Genomic DNA, 16642 nt, shown 5'->3' with positions numbered 1-16642 from the left:
CTTACCCCTTTTGAATGGTACCGTAGCAGACCCATGTTTGTGCTTTATCAATATAGGCTGGTACAGTATCACCGATAGTTAACTCATCATCTTTTGGGAATAGTACCATTTTATTCCCGGACGTACGACCGAACCACATGGTTTCATCTTTAGCACTTGGACCTTCTACAATAATATCAAATACTTTGCCTTCCATAGTTTTATTGAGTTCTAAAGAAATTTCATTTTGAATATCCATCAATTGTTGTAGACGAACGCGTTTTACTTCTTCTGGAACTTGCTCATCCATGGTAGCAGCAGGCGTACCAGACCGTTTAGAGTAAATAAAAGTATAAGCCATATCGTAGCGAACATCTTTTAATAATTGAAGCGTCTGTTCAAAATCTTCCTCAGTCTCCCCAGGAAAACCTACGATTATATCGGTTGTTACAACCACATTTTTAATGTTCTCTCTACAGTAGGATAATAATTCTTTATAATGTTCCACCGTATAATGGCGATTCATCTTCTTTAAAATTCTATCAGAACCAGATTGAATTGGTAAATGTAAATGCGTAACGATATTACTAGAGCGCCCCAATGCATCAATCATTGATTTGGTCATATCTTGAGGATGACTCGTCATATAACGAATACGTTCGATGCCTGGGACATGATCAAGGGCATCTACTAATGTGCCAAAATCAGTACCATCTTTAAAATCTAAGCCATAGGAATTTACATTTTGTCCTAACAACGTAATTTCCTTAAACCCTTTTGCACCCAACTCTGTTACTTCTTTAACAATTGCTTCTACGGGACGGCTAATTTCGCGACCGCGCACATGAGGAACGATGCAATAAGTACAAAATTTATTACAACCATTCATAATCGGTACCCAAGCAAAAAATGTACCATTAGGTTTTGCCTGTAATTCTGGAAGTACTGTATTATCCATGTCAACATTGATTTGATGCTTATGGGTACGTTGAACCTCAGCAATCATTTCATTAATATGTTGAATATTATGAGTACCTAGGACAATATCGATATGAGGTGCGCGTTTAAACATTTCAGCTTGATTTTTTTGTGCCATACAACCTGTAATAGCAATGATCAAATTTTTATTTTTTTGTTTTAAACGTTTTAATTCACCGATACGACCAAATACTTTCGTTTCTGCCGTTTCACGTACTGCACAGGTATTCAATAATATTAAATCTGCCGATTCTACATCATCGGTCGGTATATAACCTACTGTTTCAAGTTGATGTGAAAGACGCTCAGAATCAGCGGTATTCATTTGACAACCATAGGTATATATATAATATGACTTCATTCTATCTCCTAAATATGTTTTATAATCTTACGTTTTGTTTCTACAATATTTTTTACTTTTATAGACATCCGCTCTACAGACATGCCCGTAATATATTCTAATTCGTTGCGTACAGATTTTTGTACCTGTTGCATCATTGGTTTAACTGGATGACCTTGTTCAATAACAACTGACATATCTAATATTAAACCATTCTGCCCTTTAGAGCTCTTTTTGAAAGCGATGTCTGATGAGGCATCAACACCAGGAACCTTTTTTAGGCCATTTCTAATTAATTTAATGATGACATCATCATCAAATGTTAGACGACCATAATAACTAAAGGCTGGTCTAACAACGGAACGTTCAAAGCCTTCAGATCCAATTTGACCAATTTTATCAGGATCTTGTTTACGCAATGTACGTCGTCTCCAAATCGTCTTAATTGGATCGATAAGATATCCTTTAAAGTGAGGCTTTAATTCCATGGTTGGCACAGGAATAATATGCTTACCTTCCTTTAAACGAGCATACTGTGCTTTTTCAATTTCTTTAGGGGTTGCCACATCTTCGATGCGAATATATCGATCTGGTTCTTGAATCCCCAATGCCTTTGTAATTTTTTTGACCATATTATCGGATGTACCGATAATCATCAATCGATTCGGCTTGATAACATCTAATTGACTACGAACCTCTTTAACTTGAACCGGATCTTGGAATATAGCACGACGAACGGCCTTTAACCGACTAGATTCTTTTTTGGCAGAAAATCCAGCTACAATTTTATTATCATGAATTAAAATACCATCATCAATAATGCATTCCACACTATTTTCATGAGCTAGTACGAGAGCCCGATGACTTTTACCGGTCCCACTACCACCTACAAAAGCAATAACTTCCATAGTACACCTCACATCTATAATTACGCCGATATACAACGTATGCGTTCGATAAATTGATTTACTAGATTACTATCTACAACATATTCACCTAAATGATAAGGGTATCGATTAGGTATTCCATGATAATCAGATCCACCTGTAACAAATAAATTTCGTTCTTTTGCCATGGTTAAATAATTTACTTCATCATCATAATCATGTTTAGAATGATATACTTCTACACCATCAAAACTATAGTTTAATAGTTCCGCAACATACTCATCATTACGGACTAATTTTGGATGCGCTAATACAGCTAGTCCATTTGCATTATGAATAATATCTAATATTTCTGGTACTTCTAATTTTACTTTAGGTATATAACACGGGCTTTTTGAATTTAATATACCATCAAATACATCTTGTACATCTTTGGCATAGCCATGATCTATTAATAATCTAGCAACATGTGGTCTACCATAGGACTTAGTATTTGGATATAAATTTTGTAATTCAGAAAAAGAAATGTCATAGCCATGAGCAATACATCGACTAATAATTTCTTTTATTCTTGATTCACGTTTTTCTTTGAAAAATTCAATGAATTTCCGTAATCCTTCATCATGATGATTAAATCCATAACCTAAGATATGAATATCCTTACCTTTATAGTGACCACTGAACTCACAACCTGTAATAATTTGAATAGAACTATTATTTTGTAACATTACATCTATACCAGCAATTTCATCGTGATCAGTTAATGCAATCATTTTCAAATCAGCTTCAATAGCATGCTGTAATAGCTGTTCTGGTGTTTCTACACCATCAGAAAATGTAGAATGCATATGAAAATCTACACGCATAATTACCTCCAAATTATTACATTACCCTATCATTTTATTATGACTTATTCCGCTTGTTTATTCAAGTTTTTACAAGGTATTAACTAAAAGTTTTCAATATGAAATTAAATGAATTCACATATATATAAATATAAAAATTGCGATTCCAATGAGCTTTCACTAGAATCGCAATTTAATTATAATTGGCTCAATAATTCTTGTACCTTGTTAGATACTTCATCGATTGGACAATTAATAGCTTCACCTGTTTTACGAACGCGGATTTCAACCTCATTGCTTTCCAACGTATTTTTACTTACTGTAATACGCAATGGATAGCCAATAAGATCAGCATCTTTAAACTTAACACCAGCCCGATCTTTACGGTCATCTAATAATACATCTACTTTATTGTTTAACAATGTATCGTAAATAGATGTACTTGTGGACATTAGAGCTTCATCTTTTGCGTTAATAGGAACAATAACTACTTCAAATGGAGCTATAGCACGAGGCCAAATAATACCATTTTCATCATGATATTGTTCAATAGCTGCAGCTAATGTACGGCTAACGCCAATACCATAACAGCCCATAACCATTGCATTAGGACGACCATTTTGATCAAGGTATGTAGCTTGTAAACTTTCAGAATATTTAGTACCTAACTTAAATACTTGGCCTACTTCGATACCTTTACTGTATTCTAGAGGACTATGGCATTCAGGGCACACATCGTCTTTAGTAATCAAACGAATAGGTGCTACGATAATATCTTCTGTATTAAAATCGCGTTTAGGATTGATATTGATGTAATGAGCATCAGCTTTATTGGCACCACCACAAACATTGTAAGTTTCCATAACAGATTCATCTACAACTATAGCAAAATCATCAGTTTGTTTAAGACCTACTGGGCTGATAAAACCAGCTGTCAATCCAACCTTCTCCAATTGTTCAGGTGTTGCCATTTCAGGTTCTACAGAACCATTAACAGCATGTTGAACAGCCACTTCATTCACATCATGATCACCGCGAACCATAGCTAGAATTACTTTATCTTCAATAGCATATACTACTGCTTTAATAGTTTTTTCCAAAGGTAAATTGAGCATTTCTGCAACAGCTTCAATAGTAGATGCATGAGGTGTATCTACTACTTCTAATTCTTTTAAAGCTTCTTCTGCTTGCTTCATAATGCCAGGTTTACCGATTTCAATATTCGCTGCATAGTCACAAACAGAACAGTGAATAATATCTGCTTCACCAGCTTCAGCAATAGCCATAAATTCATGGGTATTGCTACCACCAATAGCACCGCTATCTGCTTCTACAGGTCTAAAAGTAAGACCGCAACGAGTAAAAATACGACTATATGCATCATACATATTTTTGTAAGAAACATCTGCAGCTGCATCATCAATGTCAAAGGAGTAACCATCCTTCATGATAAATTCGCGGCTACGCATTAAACCATATCGTGGACGACGTTCATCGCGGAATTTACTTTGGATTTGATAAAGATTAACTGGTAATTGACGATATGAATTAATTTCATTTTTTACCAATGTTGTAATCATTTCTTCATGAGTTGGTCCTAAGCAGTACTCCACATCATGGCGGTCATTGATACGCATCATTTCAGCACCATACGCATTCCAACGACCAGATTCTTTCCAAATCTCTGCTGGTTGCAAAATAGGCATCATAATCTCTTGTGCACCAGAACGGTCCATTTCTTCGCGAATGATAGCTTCAATTTTTTTGATGCTTCGCCAGCCCAACGGTAAAAAACTATATAAACCATTAGCAACCTTACGCATAAAACCTGCGCGCAACATAAGCTGTTGACTTACCACATCTGCATCAGATGGAACTTCCCGCAATGTTGGGGCATATAATTTACTGGCTAACATACAATTACTCCTTATCAATTGTTTCTAAATATTGATCTATTTCTCTAAATAAAGTATCTACTAGTTCAGATTCGGGTACGGTTTTTAAAACTTCCCCTTTTCTGAATACGATACCTTGACCTTTACCACCGGCAATACCAAAATCGGCTTCCCTAGCTTCACCAGGTCCATTAACGACACATCCCATTACGGCAACCTTAATAGGTGCAGAAATGGATGCTAGACGTTCTTCTACAATGCTTGCCATATCAAATAAATTAACTTGGCAACGACCGCATGTTGGGCATGAAATCATAGTAGCTCCAAAGTTTCTAAGACCTAAATTGCTTAGAATACTTTTACCCACCTCAATTTCATGAATAGGGTCACCTGTTAAGGATACGCGCAAGGTATCACCGATACCATCTAATAGCAATGCACCAATACCCATAGCCGATTTAATCGTACCTTGTTTAATGGTACCGGCCTCAGTTACACCTAAATGCAATGGATATGGTATTTTATCTGAAAGTTTTCTATAAGCTTCTACCATAAGTGGTACTTCGGTAGCTTTAATAGAAATCTTCATTTGTTTATAGTCCAATTTCTCTAAAATACGTACGTGTTCCAATGCAGTCTCAACCATACCATCAGCTGTTGGATGACCTCCATAAGCGTCTAATATATGTTGTGGTAAAGAACCAGCATTGACACCAATACGAATTGGAATTTGCTTAGGTTTAGCCTTTTCAATAACGGCCAACACCTTATCCTCTCCACCGATATTGCCTGGATTAATTCGAAGGCCATCTACATTATTATCAATGGCTTCTAATGCTAATTTATAATCAAAATGAATATCTGCTATAAGAGGAATGGTTATTCCTGCACGTACCGCTTTTAATGCTTTTGCAGATTCCATTGTAGGAACTGCAACTCGAACTAATTCACAACCAGCATCAGCTAATCGATTGATTTCAGCAATCGCCTTTTCCGTATGTACAGGATCAGTAGTAATCATTGACTGAATACTAACAGGTGCATAGTCGCCAATTTTTACATTGCCTACATAGATACCATTTGTTGGTTTTCTAGTAATCATATATAACTCCTAACTATGACTTATTTATAGTAATTGTAGTATATCTTTTGCAGTAGCATATACAAATATGGTAACTAATAGCGCAATACCAATCATTTGAATATACATCAAAGCTTTAGCCGGTAATTTACGTCTTGTAATGGCCTCTATTAAAATGATGATGAGATGCCCACCATCAAGAACTGGTAACGGCAAAAGATTGATAACACCTAAATTAATACTTAGCAATGCAGCAAAACTCAATAGAGGTGCAAAGCCTTGTTGAGCTATAGAACCTGCCATATGTGAAATGCCAACTGGTCCAGATACTTCAGCCTGCTCTGTACCTACAACCATTTCACGTAGTCCATCTACCATAGCTACAATAATATATCCTGTTTTCTGAACCGCTAGTATGAAAGAATCCCCTATACTATGAGGTATTGTTTCATACGCTTGATATATACCTAACTTTGGTGTATCCTTTTCCATCTTTGGAATTACAGTAGTTTCAACTGTTTCACCATTACGATTTACTACAACGGTAACACCATGATTAGCTGTGCCTTTCAAACGTTCAGAAATCTCTGACCACTTGGAAATAGGTTGGTTATCAATGGAAAGTATAATGTCTCCACCCTGTAATTTTCCTAAATCTGCAGCACCACCTGTAATAACACTGCCAATTATAGGCTTATCAGTAGAAACCATTGTCCCCACGGTAGCATTTAGGCCGAAATAAATGACTATAGCCAATAAGAAATTAAAAATAGCACCAGCAGAAATAACAATAAGTTTTTTATAAGCTGGTTTTGTATAGAATGAACCATCATCTAATGGCTCATCAGGTGTCATTCCAGCGATGCGATTGAAACCACCTAACGGAATACAACGAACAGAGTATAAGGTCTCGCCATACTGTTTTTTTAGCAAAACAGGACCAAAACCAATAGCAAATTCATCAACACGCATGCCCGATAATTTTGCAGTTATAAAATGACCTAATTCATGAATAAACACGATTAGACCAAATACAAATATTGTGGCTAAAGCCGTAATCATACTATCTCCTATTTATAAATTCTGAAGCTTTTATGCGAGCCCATTGATCAATAGCTAGTAAGTTATCGAGAGTAAAATCATCATCTCTTCCCATGGATTCCAAAACAGCGGTAACGATTTTATAGATATCGCTAAATATGATTTTTCCATCTAAAAATGCATATACGGCAGTTTCATTAGCTGCATTAAATACGGCTGGCTTAAAACCACCAATTTTACCAACTTCATATGCTAAATTTAAAGCAGGAAAATCATCCACTCTAGGAGGCATAAACTCAAGAGTGAGTAATTCTTTAAAATCCAAATGTTTCATATCAAGGTGCATCCGTTTAGGATATGTTAAAGCATATTGAATTGGTTCACGCATATCAGGATTACCCATTTGTGCAAGGATAGCACCATCATTTAAACGAATCATAGAATGAATAATACTTTGAGGGTGAACCACCACATCGATATGATCAAAATCAAAGTCGAATAACCAATGGGCTTCAATTACCTCTAGCCCTTTATTAAATAAAGAAGCAGAATCAATAGTAATTTTGCTACCCATATTCCATGTAGGATGTTTTAAACAATCCTCTGCCGTAGCAGAAGCAATACGTTCACTAGACCAGGTTCGAAGTGGCCCACCTGAAGCAGTTAATATCAATGAATCTACATTCGATTTAGCTTGTCCTTCCAAACATTGGAAAATAGCACTATGTTCACTGTCTATAGGTAAAATAGCAACATTATATTCCTTAGCAAGTGCCGTAATTAAAGGTCCACCTGCTACCAATGTTTCTTTATTGGCAAGGCCGATAGTCTTGCGGGCCTTAATGGCCTCTACAGTTGGCTCAATACCAACAGCACCAACAATTGCCGTAACCACCATAGTAGCTTCTTGAATTGTGGCTGCACTAATCAAAGCTTCTTTACCACCTATTATTTTAGTGGAACCATGATAACGTTCTTTAAGAAGCATATATGCTTGTTCATCAACTACACCAGCTATTAATGGATTAAATTCATTAATTTGTTGTTCTAATAAATCAATATTACGGTGAGCAACTAATGCAACGGCTTTAAATTGGTCAGGATGTTGCTTAATAACATCTAATGTTTGTGTACCAATTGAGCCAGTACTTCCCAATATACTTACATACTTCATAAAAGCCTTCTTTTCTGTTTATGTTTATTATGCAAAACATAAAATTAATAATAATGTAACCGGTGCGGTAAACATTAAACTATCAAAACGATCTAAAACCCCACCATGACCAGGTAATAGTGTACCTGAGTCTTTTACATTACATAATCGTTTTAATTTAGATTCAAATAAATCACCTAAAGGTGCTAATACACCACAAATGACGCCAACATAGGCACCCATATAGACTGGTATATGACTGATTACAGCATACACAATACCAGTTACAACACAGCCGATAAAACCGCCAATAAAACCTTCTAATGTTTTATTAGGACTTATGGACGGTACAATTTTACGTTTACCAAATGCACGACCGGCAAAGTATGCAAAGGTATCGCTAGCCCATGTTGAAAACAATAATAACCATAGCATAACTACGCCCCAACTTTCACCAACAATAGGCATTGTTAATGAACTATAGAGCCAGTCATGACGTATCAATAATAATGAGCCTAGTCCCATTACTATATATAGCAAACCAAATAAGCTATAAGAAACGCTACTCATAGAATATGTATTTTCACCAAATGTACACATTAGATAATTGGAAATGATGGCGAATACAAAGCAAGCCATACTTACTGTATAACTGCCAAACCACAAGGATATCATGATAGCGATAATTGAAAGGTATCCCCACAATACCGGTACACGAACATGTTTAGCCTTACTTAGCAGTATAAATTCTCGCCATCCAATAAGTGCTAATAATGTAATGAGTATATCATATGTTAAGCCACCTAGTGTAATGGCACCTAATGCAATGATAAACCCGATAACTGCAGTGATAACACGTGTTTTAAGCATCGATTATTCCTCTTGCAAGCCACCAAAACGACGTTCTCGTTTTTGATAGGCTGCTATAGCTTCTAATAATGTTTCTTTTGTAAAATCTGGCCAATGTAAATCAGTAAACCAAAATTCGGCATATGCTAACTGCCATAATAAAAAGTTACTAATACGATAATCTTTGCTAGGACGTATTAGTAAATCGACATCACTAAACTCTTGCGTATATAAATGACTGCTAACATATTGTTCAGTAATATCTTGAACTGCAAGTTGTCCCTCTAACACAGATTGGGCTATTCCTTGTACAGTCCGTACTATCTCATCACGCCCACCATAATTAATAGCTAATTGTAAGGTTAGGCCTGTATTATTCTTAGTTAATGCTTCGGAATCAGAAATAATCGTTTGTAATTCTTCTGAAAGTCCTTGAATATATCCAATGAAACGTATACGAACATTATGTTCATGCATATATTGTACGTTTTTTTGTAAATATTCTTTAATCAAGGCCATCAAAAGAGAAACCTCTTGCTCAGGCCGTTTCCAGTTCTCCGTTGAGAATCCATATACTGTTAATGCTTTTACACCGATTTCATCAGCAGCAATAACAATTTCTTTTAATACATCAGCACCTGCTCGATGTCCCATTGACCGAGGCATGCCACGACGCTTTGCCCAACGCCCATTGCCATCCATAATAATAGCTACGTGACGAGGCACATTGTGTTCATCTATATTAACTGTAGATGAGGTATGGCGTTTAAATAGTTTCCTCAGCATACATTACCTCCAGAGTATGTCCAAAATCACTTGCAACCATAGGTCTATATAGAATGATATGAAGCATATCCTCAGATTCAGTGATTCTTGCGACATAATAGCCTTCAGAGGCTATCTCAAAAAAGCGATTAAAATTATCGCCTATTATTACCTTAAAAGGAATATGGGCAGCCTGCAATTGAGACTTTGCAAGCTGCCAAGGCATTCCAATAAGACTACTAGAATTAGTCATTATACTTCTAATACGTCCTTTTCTTTAACGGCTTTCAATTCATCGATTTGTTTAATCTTTTTATCCGTTAATTTCTGAATTTGATCTAAACCATCTTTAGCATCATCTTCAGTAATCGTTTTAGCTTTTTCTTCTTTTTTCAATGCATCATTAGCATCACGACGAATGTTACGAACTGCTACCTTTGCATCTTCAGCTTTCTTATGAACTACTTTAACAATTTCTTTACGACGTTCTTCTGTTAATTGAGGAATTGTCAAACGAATAGCCGTACCATCATTACCTGGGTTTAATCCCAAATCTGATTGTAAAATAGCTTTTTCAATAGCACCAATCATGGATTTATCCCATGGTGCAATTAAAATCATGCGAGGTTCTGGTACAGAAATATTAGCTACTTGATTAATTGGCGTAGGAGATCCGTAGTAATCAACCATCACTTTATCAAGTAATGCAGTACTAGCACGACCGGTACGAATAGAAGCAAATTCATGCTTTAAAGACTCGATGGACTTATTCATACGTTCTTCTTGTTGTTGCATTAATTCTTTTAATTCCATAGTGGTTTATTCTCCGCGAACGATAGTCCCTACTTCTTCACCTTTTGCAGCTTTGGTAATATTACCAGGAATATCCATGCTGAAAACGATAATAGGGATATTATTGTCTTTACATAATGTAGTGGATGTAGAATCCATTACTTTTAATTCTTTTGTAATAATGTCATTATATGTTAATTCATCAAATTTAACGGCATTAGGATTTGTTTTTGGATCAGAATCATATACACCATCAGCAAACTTTTTAGCCATCAAAATTGCATCAGCTTCAATTTCTGCAGCGCGCAATGCAGCTGTTGTATCTGTGGAGAAATAAGGTTTCCCAAGGCCTGCGCCAAAGATAACGATACGTTTTTTCTCCAAGTGACGAATTGCACGACGACGAATATAAGGCTCTGCAATTTCCTGCATTTCAATAGCTGTTTGTACGCGAGTATCCACGCCAGCTTGTTCTAATGCATCTTGCAATGCTAAGGAGTTCATCACTGTTGCCAACATGCCCATATAGTCAGCTGTAGCACGATCCATACCTTGATTACTACCAGCTAACCCTCTCCATAGGTTACCGCCACCAACAACAATAGCGATTTCTAAATCAGTGGATTTTGCCAAAGCTGCGATTTCTTGTGCAAACTTTTCAACTACATCAGGGTTAATACCGAAACCTTGATCACCCGCTAATGCTTCACCACTCAACTTCAAAACAATACGTTTAAAGTGTCTCTTTGCCATTTGTATACTCCTCTATTGCAAAATAAGAGAACACGGTACGGTGTTCTCTTATTATGTATTAATTATTTACCAACAGATGCCATTACTTCTGCTACGAAGTCATCTTGGCGTTTTTCAATGCCTTCGCCCAAACCGTAGCGAACAAAACGACGTACGTTGATGTTTTCACCGATTTTTGCAATATTTTCATTAATGATATCAGTAACTGTTTTGTCACCATCTTTAATGAACGCTTGTTCTAATAGGCAATTTTCTTTATAGAATTTTTCAATACGGCCATTAACCATTTTTTCCAAAACAGCTTCAGGTTTTGGTTTACGGCCTGCTTTAACGTCTTCTTCAGCTTCTGCTTTAGCTTGTTCCAACAATACTTGTTTTTCATGTTCGATTACTTCAGCAGGAACCTCTTCACGGTTTAAGTATGTAGGGTTAACAGCTGCGATTTGCATTGCGATGTCGCGTGCTAAGCTTTGGAAATCATCAGTTTTAGCAACGAAGTCAGTTTCGCAGTTAACTTCAACTAAAACGCCGATACGACCACCAGCATGAATGTAAGATTGTACTACACCTTCAGCTGCAATACGACCAGCTTTTTTAGCTGCAGCAGCCAAACCTTTTTCACGAAGAAGGTCAACCGCTTTATCGATATTACCGTCAGTTTCAACTAATGCTTTTTTAGCATCCATCATACCTGCGCCAGTCATGTCGCGCAATTCTTTTACCATAGCAGCAGTAATTGCCATTATTTGTTCCTCCTAGTACTAATTAAGGTAAGGATATAGTCCTTACCCTAATTATATATGTTATAGATTTATCTTTCAAATGCTAATCAATTATGATTAAGTGCTAACAGAATTATTCTGCAGCTTCAGCATTGCCTTCTTCGAAGGATTCACCTTGACGACCTTCAAGAACAGCGTCAGCCATTTTACCAGCCAATAATTTTACAGCACGGATAGCGTCATCATTTGCTGGGATTGGGAATTCAACTTCATCTGGATCGCAGTTAGTGTCAACTGTTGCAACAACTGGAATACCCAATTTTTTAGCTTCTGCAATAGCGATTTTTTCTTTTTTAGGATCAACTACGAAAAGAGCACCTGGCATTTTAGGCATATCTTTGATACCGCCAAGATATTTTTCCAATTTTTCCATTTCATGACGAAGACCGATAACTTCTTTTTTAGGCAATACTTCGAAAGTACCATCTTCTGCCATAGCTTCCAATTGTTTTAAACGTTTAATACGAGTTTCAATTGTTTTGAAGTTAGTCAACATACCGCCCAACCAACGTTCGTTAACGAAGAACATGTTAGCACGAATAGCTTCTTCTTTAATAGCTTCTTGAGCTTGTTTTTTAGTACCTACGAACAAGATTACTTCGCCTTGGGAAGCAACTTCACGTAAGAAATTGTAAGCTTCTTCTACTTTTTTAACTGTTTTAGACAAGTCAATGATATAAATACCATTGCGTTCAGTGAAGATGAATTTCGCCATTTTAGGGTTCCATCTTCTAGTCTGATGACCAAAGTGTACACCAGCCTCTAATAATTGTTTCATTGATACAACTGCCATTGTGGCACCTCCTGTTAATTAACCTCCGCCGCTTCATCCTTCGGGTCACCCAAAATTAGGCACAGTACCGAAGTCCACTGACGTGCATATTTTTCATACCTAGTAATTTTAACAAAAAAATATTCTAAAAGCAAGTAAAGAGTCAGTAATTACAAAAGAATTACTGACTCTTTATATCATAGTATATATCTACAATAAAAAACTTATGATTTTTACTCGAATCCAGATATATTTTATATTAGTTATTACGTATTGCTTCGATCATCTTCGCTCTATCAGGAGCCCCAAATACAGCAGATCCAGCAACTAACATAGTGGCACCTGCATCCTTAATTGGTATGCAAGTAATATCGTTAATACCACCATCAACCTCTATAACAGCATCATTATTACCAGCTGAATCCAATAAAAGTTTCGCTTGTTTTACTTTTTCTACAGCCCGTGGAATAAAGGATTGTCCTCCAAATCCTGGATTGACGGACATGATTAAAATCATATCCAAGTCTCCGGCCACATCTTCTAACATCGAAACTGGTGTCCCTGGGTTGAGCGCAACCCCTGCTTTCATACCAGCGGATTTAATCTGCTGTATCAATCGGTGCATATGAGGAACTGTTTCTTGATGAAAGGTAAAGTATTCAACACCAATTTTTGCATATTCTTCAACATAATCAGCCGGATTAGTGACCATCAAATGTACATCAAACGGCAATGCAGTATGTGGGCGGATAGCTTTTACAATAGGTGCACCAAATGTAAGATTAGGCACAAAGTGTCCATCCATGACATCTATATGAAGATAATCAGCACCAGCAAGTTCAATACTTTTAATTTCATCTCGCAATATTGAAAAATCTGCGGATAACATAGATGGAGCTATTTTAATCATTTTAAAACCTCTTTCTTTGGTTCTGTATATCTTTGCGGATAATCGTGTACGCATCATAGCGACTTTCAAAAATTTTATGATTTGCCAAAGCCTCCTTGATACCACAAATCGGTTCATGCTCATGATAACAAGGATTAAATTTACAAGCTTCTACATAGTCAGAAAATTCAGGAAATAGTGTAGGTAATCGTTCTAATGTAATATCAGTAAATTCAATAGAACTAAAGCCAGGTGTATCCATGATAAATGAATCAGCATTTAAACTAAACAATGAGGCATGACGTGTTGTATGCTTCCCACGTTTAATCTTATCGCTTATCTCACCCGTCTGGAATGCAAATTTTTCATCCACTGCGTTTAAGAGGCTACTTTTACCAACACCGGAAGGTCCTGCAAAAGCAGTAATCTTGTGTTGCAAATGATTGCGTAATTCATCAATACCGATATGATTTATGGCAGATGTAGTGATAACACGATATCCAATCGATTTGTACTTATCGATTAATGCATCTGTCGATGCATCACCTACATCGCACTTATTTATGCACAAAATGACTGGTATATCAGCATGTTCAATCATTACTAACATTTTATCGAGTAATAACTCATTAATGTCAGGATTATGAGAAGCAACAACAAGGATAACTTGGTCGATATTAGCGACAGCAGGACGTATCATTGAATTGTGACGTGGCAAGATAGTCTCAACGAATCCATCTTCTGAAAACTCTACACGATCACCTACAAGCAAACTATATTTCGACTTTTTAATACGTCCCCGCACCTTACATTCATGAATGGTTCCAAATTCATCTTGAATATAAAAGTAACCATTCATATTTTTAATTACAATACCTGTACTCATACGGCCTCTACAACGCAGTATCTTGAACTAATGCACCATTTAGGTACACCTGTATTCGAACATTACCAACACCGGATACATTTTTTACGATACGATCACCAGGTTTGTTAGTATCATCGTAAATAACGGAAGAACCCTCATCATCCTTTACGACAATTTTGACTTCTTGATTTTTAGAACCAGACGGTACAGTTATATCTACAGTCCCTTTCGTTCTATTAGAAGAGCTTTGCTTAGAGTCGTCTTTTTTAGAAGAATCTCCCTTTAATTCAGTAGCTAAGTTCAAGCTACTACCTTCAGAAACCTCTTCACCAGCTTTTATACTTTGTTCTGTAACAATTGATTTATCATCTACTGAACCAGCAATCTGATTAACACCAATATTGTTAGAGCTCAATACTTGGCGAGCATCTTTCAAGGTCATACCAACGAGATCTGGCATTTTAACCTTCTTAGCTTGTGCTTTATTTACAACTAAATCAACAGTAGTGCCTTTGGATACCTTGGAATCACCAGAAGGACTTTGTGCAACTATAACATTATCAGGTTTTCCTTCAACAGATCCTTGTGTGATTTTACCCACAACTAAGCCTAAATCTTTAAGACGTTGACGTGCTTGATCTACAGTCAAACCAGAAAGATCAGGAACTGTAATATCACCAACACCTTTAGATACAACTAAATGTATAGTACGCTGTTCCTTAACTTTTTCCCCAGCACCAGGGCTTTGAGAAATAACTTGTCCTGCTGGAACATCTGTATTAGTTACCTCACTTGTCGATACTCGTAAGTGTTTATCTTCCAAAATATTTTTGGCCACAGAGACTTGTTTACCTACTACATTCGGTACATCAACAGTGGTATTACTCCAAAAATTACCATAACTCAAGAATGCACCTAAAAATGCAATCAAGAAAATAACGGCAGCACCAAGAACTATATATTTTTGTGGTATAGATGCAATCTTACTAAGCATAGATTTCTTTTTTTCCTCATTAGGCGTAGGATCATCGATATCACTGAAATCATCTAATGTATCTGGATCTACAGCCGGAATCATTTGTGTCGCAAAATCGTATGGTTCATGACGTTGTGTTTTTCCCATCGTAAAGCCTTGAGATAAACGTAAGTCCCCCATCATTTCAGATATGGAATCAAATCGATCAGCAGGATTTTTAGCTAATGCTTTCATCACAACCGCTTCTAACAATGGTGGTATCGAAGGATTATATCTTGTAGGTGGAATGACCTTTTCTCGTACATGTTTTAATGCTACTGCAATTGGTGTTTCCCCTTCAAAAGGAACCTTGCCAGTTAACATTTCATATAAAACGACACCTAAGGAATAAATATCTGTATTTCCATCGACAGGTTTTCCACTAGCTTGTTCTGGTGAAAGATAATGAGCAGACCCCATTATAGAATTTGTGTACATAACAGTGTTAGTGGTATTCATAGCACGTGCAATACCAAAATCAGTCACCTTTACACGACCTGTATTTGTAATAATTACATTATGTGGTTTGATATCGCAATGAACAATTCCCATTGCATGGGCATGTTCTAAGCCCTCACCGATAGCAATAGTAATCTTAACTGCTTCGTCAATGGATAATCGATGATGACGGGTAATATATTCTTTAAGTGTTTCTCCGTCTACATATTCCATAATGATATAATGCATGCCTTGATCATAGCCTACATCATACATATTCACGATATTAGGATGATTTAACTTGCCTGCAGCCTGCGCTTCTCGTTTAAATCGACTTACAAATTCATCGTCACTAGCAAAGTTTGAATGTAAAATTTTTATGGCTACTGGACGGCCTAATAAAGTATCTTCACCTTTATATACGTCGGCCATTCCGCCAACACCAATCTTGGTCAGGATACGATAGCGATTATCCAGCAATGTATCTTTAATCTTCATAATATTTATAACTCTCCATATC

General features: G+C 36.5%; 17 protein-coding genes. All 17 read right to left on the bottom strand.

The window, feature by feature from the left end; genetic code table 11:
- Position 1 precedes the first annotated feature (1 nt).
- The 17 genes from miaB to pknB all read right to left on the bottom strand — a co-directional run bounded on the left by miaB (position 2) and on the right by pknB (position 16620).
- Positions 2 to 1318 (bottom strand): tRNA (N6-isopentenyl adenosine(37)-C2)-methylthiotransferase MiaB, encoded by a 1317-nt coding sequence (gene miaB / locus HMPREF1477_RS01360; RefSeq protein WP_016475546.1) that lies wholly within the window; start codon positions 1316 to 1318, stop codon positions 2 to 4.
- A gap of 8 nt (positions 1319 to 1326) precedes the next feature.
- A complete protein-coding gene (locus tag HMPREF1477_RS01355) occupies positions 1327 to 2205 on the bottom strand; it encodes an Asp23/Gls24 family envelope stress response protein (RefSeq protein ID WP_016475545.1) in 879 nt (292 codons plus the stop codon).
- A 20-nt stretch (positions 2206 to 2225) separates the two neighbouring features.
- The gene (locus tag HMPREF1477_RS01350; RefSeq protein ID WP_016475544.1) at positions 2226 to 3050 is read right to left on the bottom strand and encodes a PHP domain-containing protein; all 825 of its coding nucleotides are present in this window, start codon (positions 3048 to 3050) and stop codon (positions 2226 to 2228) included.
- Positions 3051 to 3226: 176 nt separating this feature from the next.
- Positions 3227 to 4945: a proline--tRNA ligase gene (locus HMPREF1477_RS01345; RefSeq protein ID WP_016475543.1), complete on the bottom strand. Its 1719-nt coding sequence runs from the start codon at positions 4943 to 4945 to the stop codon at positions 3227 to 3229.
- A gap of 4 nt (positions 4946 to 4949) precedes the next feature.
- A complete protein-coding gene (ispG, locus tag HMPREF1477_RS01340) occupies positions 4950 to 6026 on the bottom strand; it encodes a flavodoxin-dependent (E)-4-hydroxy-3-methylbut-2-enyl-diphosphate synthase (RefSeq protein WP_005379002.1) in 1077 nt (358 codons plus the stop codon).
- A 24-nt stretch (positions 6027 to 6050) separates the two neighbouring features.
- The gene (rseP, locus tag HMPREF1477_RS01335) at positions 6051 to 7067 is read right to left on the bottom strand and encodes an RIP metalloprotease RseP (RefSeq protein ID WP_005379402.1); all 1017 of its coding nucleotides are present in this window, start codon (positions 7065 to 7067) and stop codon (positions 6051 to 6053) included.
- Position 7068: 1 nt separating this feature from the next.
- Entirely contained in the window at positions 7069 to 8220 is a 1152-nt protein-coding gene (locus HMPREF1477_RS01330) for a 1-deoxy-D-xylulose-5-phosphate reductoisomerase (protein ID WP_016475542.1), read from the bottom strand.
- 27 nt (positions 8221 to 8247) lie between these two features.
- A complete protein-coding gene (locus HMPREF1477_RS01325) occupies positions 8248 to 9069 on the bottom strand; it encodes a phosphatidate cytidylyltransferase (protein ID WP_016475541.1) in 822 nt (273 codons plus the stop codon).
- Positions 9070 to 9072: 3 nt separating this feature from the next.
- Positions 9073 to 9834, bottom strand: a complete 762-nt coding sequence (locus tag HMPREF1477_RS01320; protein ID WP_005378832.1) for an isoprenyl transferase — start codon at positions 9832 to 9834, stop codon at positions 9073 to 9075.
- Positions 9815 to 10066 carry a hypothetical protein gene (locus HMPREF1477_RS01315; RefSeq protein WP_005383252.1) on the bottom strand — a complete coding sequence of 84 codons (252 nt, stop codon included), beginning with the start codon at positions 10064 to 10066 and terminating at the stop codon, positions 9815 to 9817. Before HMPREF1477_RS01315 ends, HMPREF1477_RS01320 begins: the two co-directional genes overlap by 20 nt.
- Positions 10066 to 10626, bottom strand: a complete 561-nt coding sequence (gene frr, locus HMPREF1477_RS01310) for a ribosome recycling factor (RefSeq protein ID WP_005378949.1) — start codon at positions 10624 to 10626, stop codon at positions 10066 to 10068. Before frr ends, HMPREF1477_RS01315 begins: the two co-directional genes overlap by 1 nt.
- Before the next feature lie 6 nt (positions 10627 to 10632).
- Positions 10633 to 11358, bottom strand: a complete 726-nt coding sequence (gene pyrH, locus HMPREF1477_RS01305) for a UMP kinase (protein ID WP_005378934.1) — start codon at positions 11356 to 11358, stop codon at positions 10633 to 10635.
- A gap of 62 nt (positions 11359 to 11420) precedes the next feature.
- Positions 11421 to 12101: a translation elongation factor Ts gene (tsf, locus tag HMPREF1477_RS01300; RefSeq protein WP_005379419.1), complete on the bottom strand. Its 681-nt coding sequence runs from the start codon at positions 12099 to 12101 to the stop codon at positions 11421 to 11423.
- A 112-nt stretch (positions 12102 to 12213) separates the two neighbouring features.
- The gene (gene rpsB / locus HMPREF1477_RS01295) at positions 12214 to 12933 is read right to left on the bottom strand and encodes a 30S ribosomal protein S2 (protein ID WP_005379396.1); all 720 of its coding nucleotides are present in this window, start codon (positions 12931 to 12933) and stop codon (positions 12214 to 12216) included.
- Positions 12934 to 13171: 238 nt separating this feature from the next.
- Entirely contained in the window at positions 13172 to 13822 is a 651-nt protein-coding gene (rpe, locus tag HMPREF1477_RS01290) for a ribulose-phosphate 3-epimerase (RefSeq protein WP_016475540.1), read from the bottom strand.
- A 1-nt stretch (position 13823) separates the two neighbouring features.
- Positions 13824 to 14687, bottom strand: coding sequence for a ribosome small subunit-dependent GTPase A (rsgA, locus tag HMPREF1477_RS01285; protein WP_016475539.1), 864 nt, complete (start codon positions 14685 to 14687; stop codon positions 13824 to 13826).
- A 7-nt stretch (positions 14688 to 14694) separates the two neighbouring features.
- Positions 14695 to 16620 (bottom strand): Stk1 family PASTA domain-containing Ser/Thr kinase, encoded by a 1926-nt coding sequence (pknB, locus tag HMPREF1477_RS01280; RefSeq protein ID WP_016475538.1) that lies wholly within the window; start codon positions 16618 to 16620, stop codon positions 14695 to 14697.
- Between the last annotated feature and the right edge of the window lie 22 nt (positions 16621 to 16642).

Source organism: Veillonella sp. HPA0037, from assembly GCF_000411535.1.
In the GTDB taxonomy this organism is placed as follows: Bacteria; Bacillota; Negativicutes; order Veillonellales; family Veillonellaceae; genus Veillonella; species Veillonella atypica.
The sequence above is the reverse complement of the archived record's forward strand: the minus strand, read 5'-3'. Positions and strand labels throughout refer to the sequence as shown.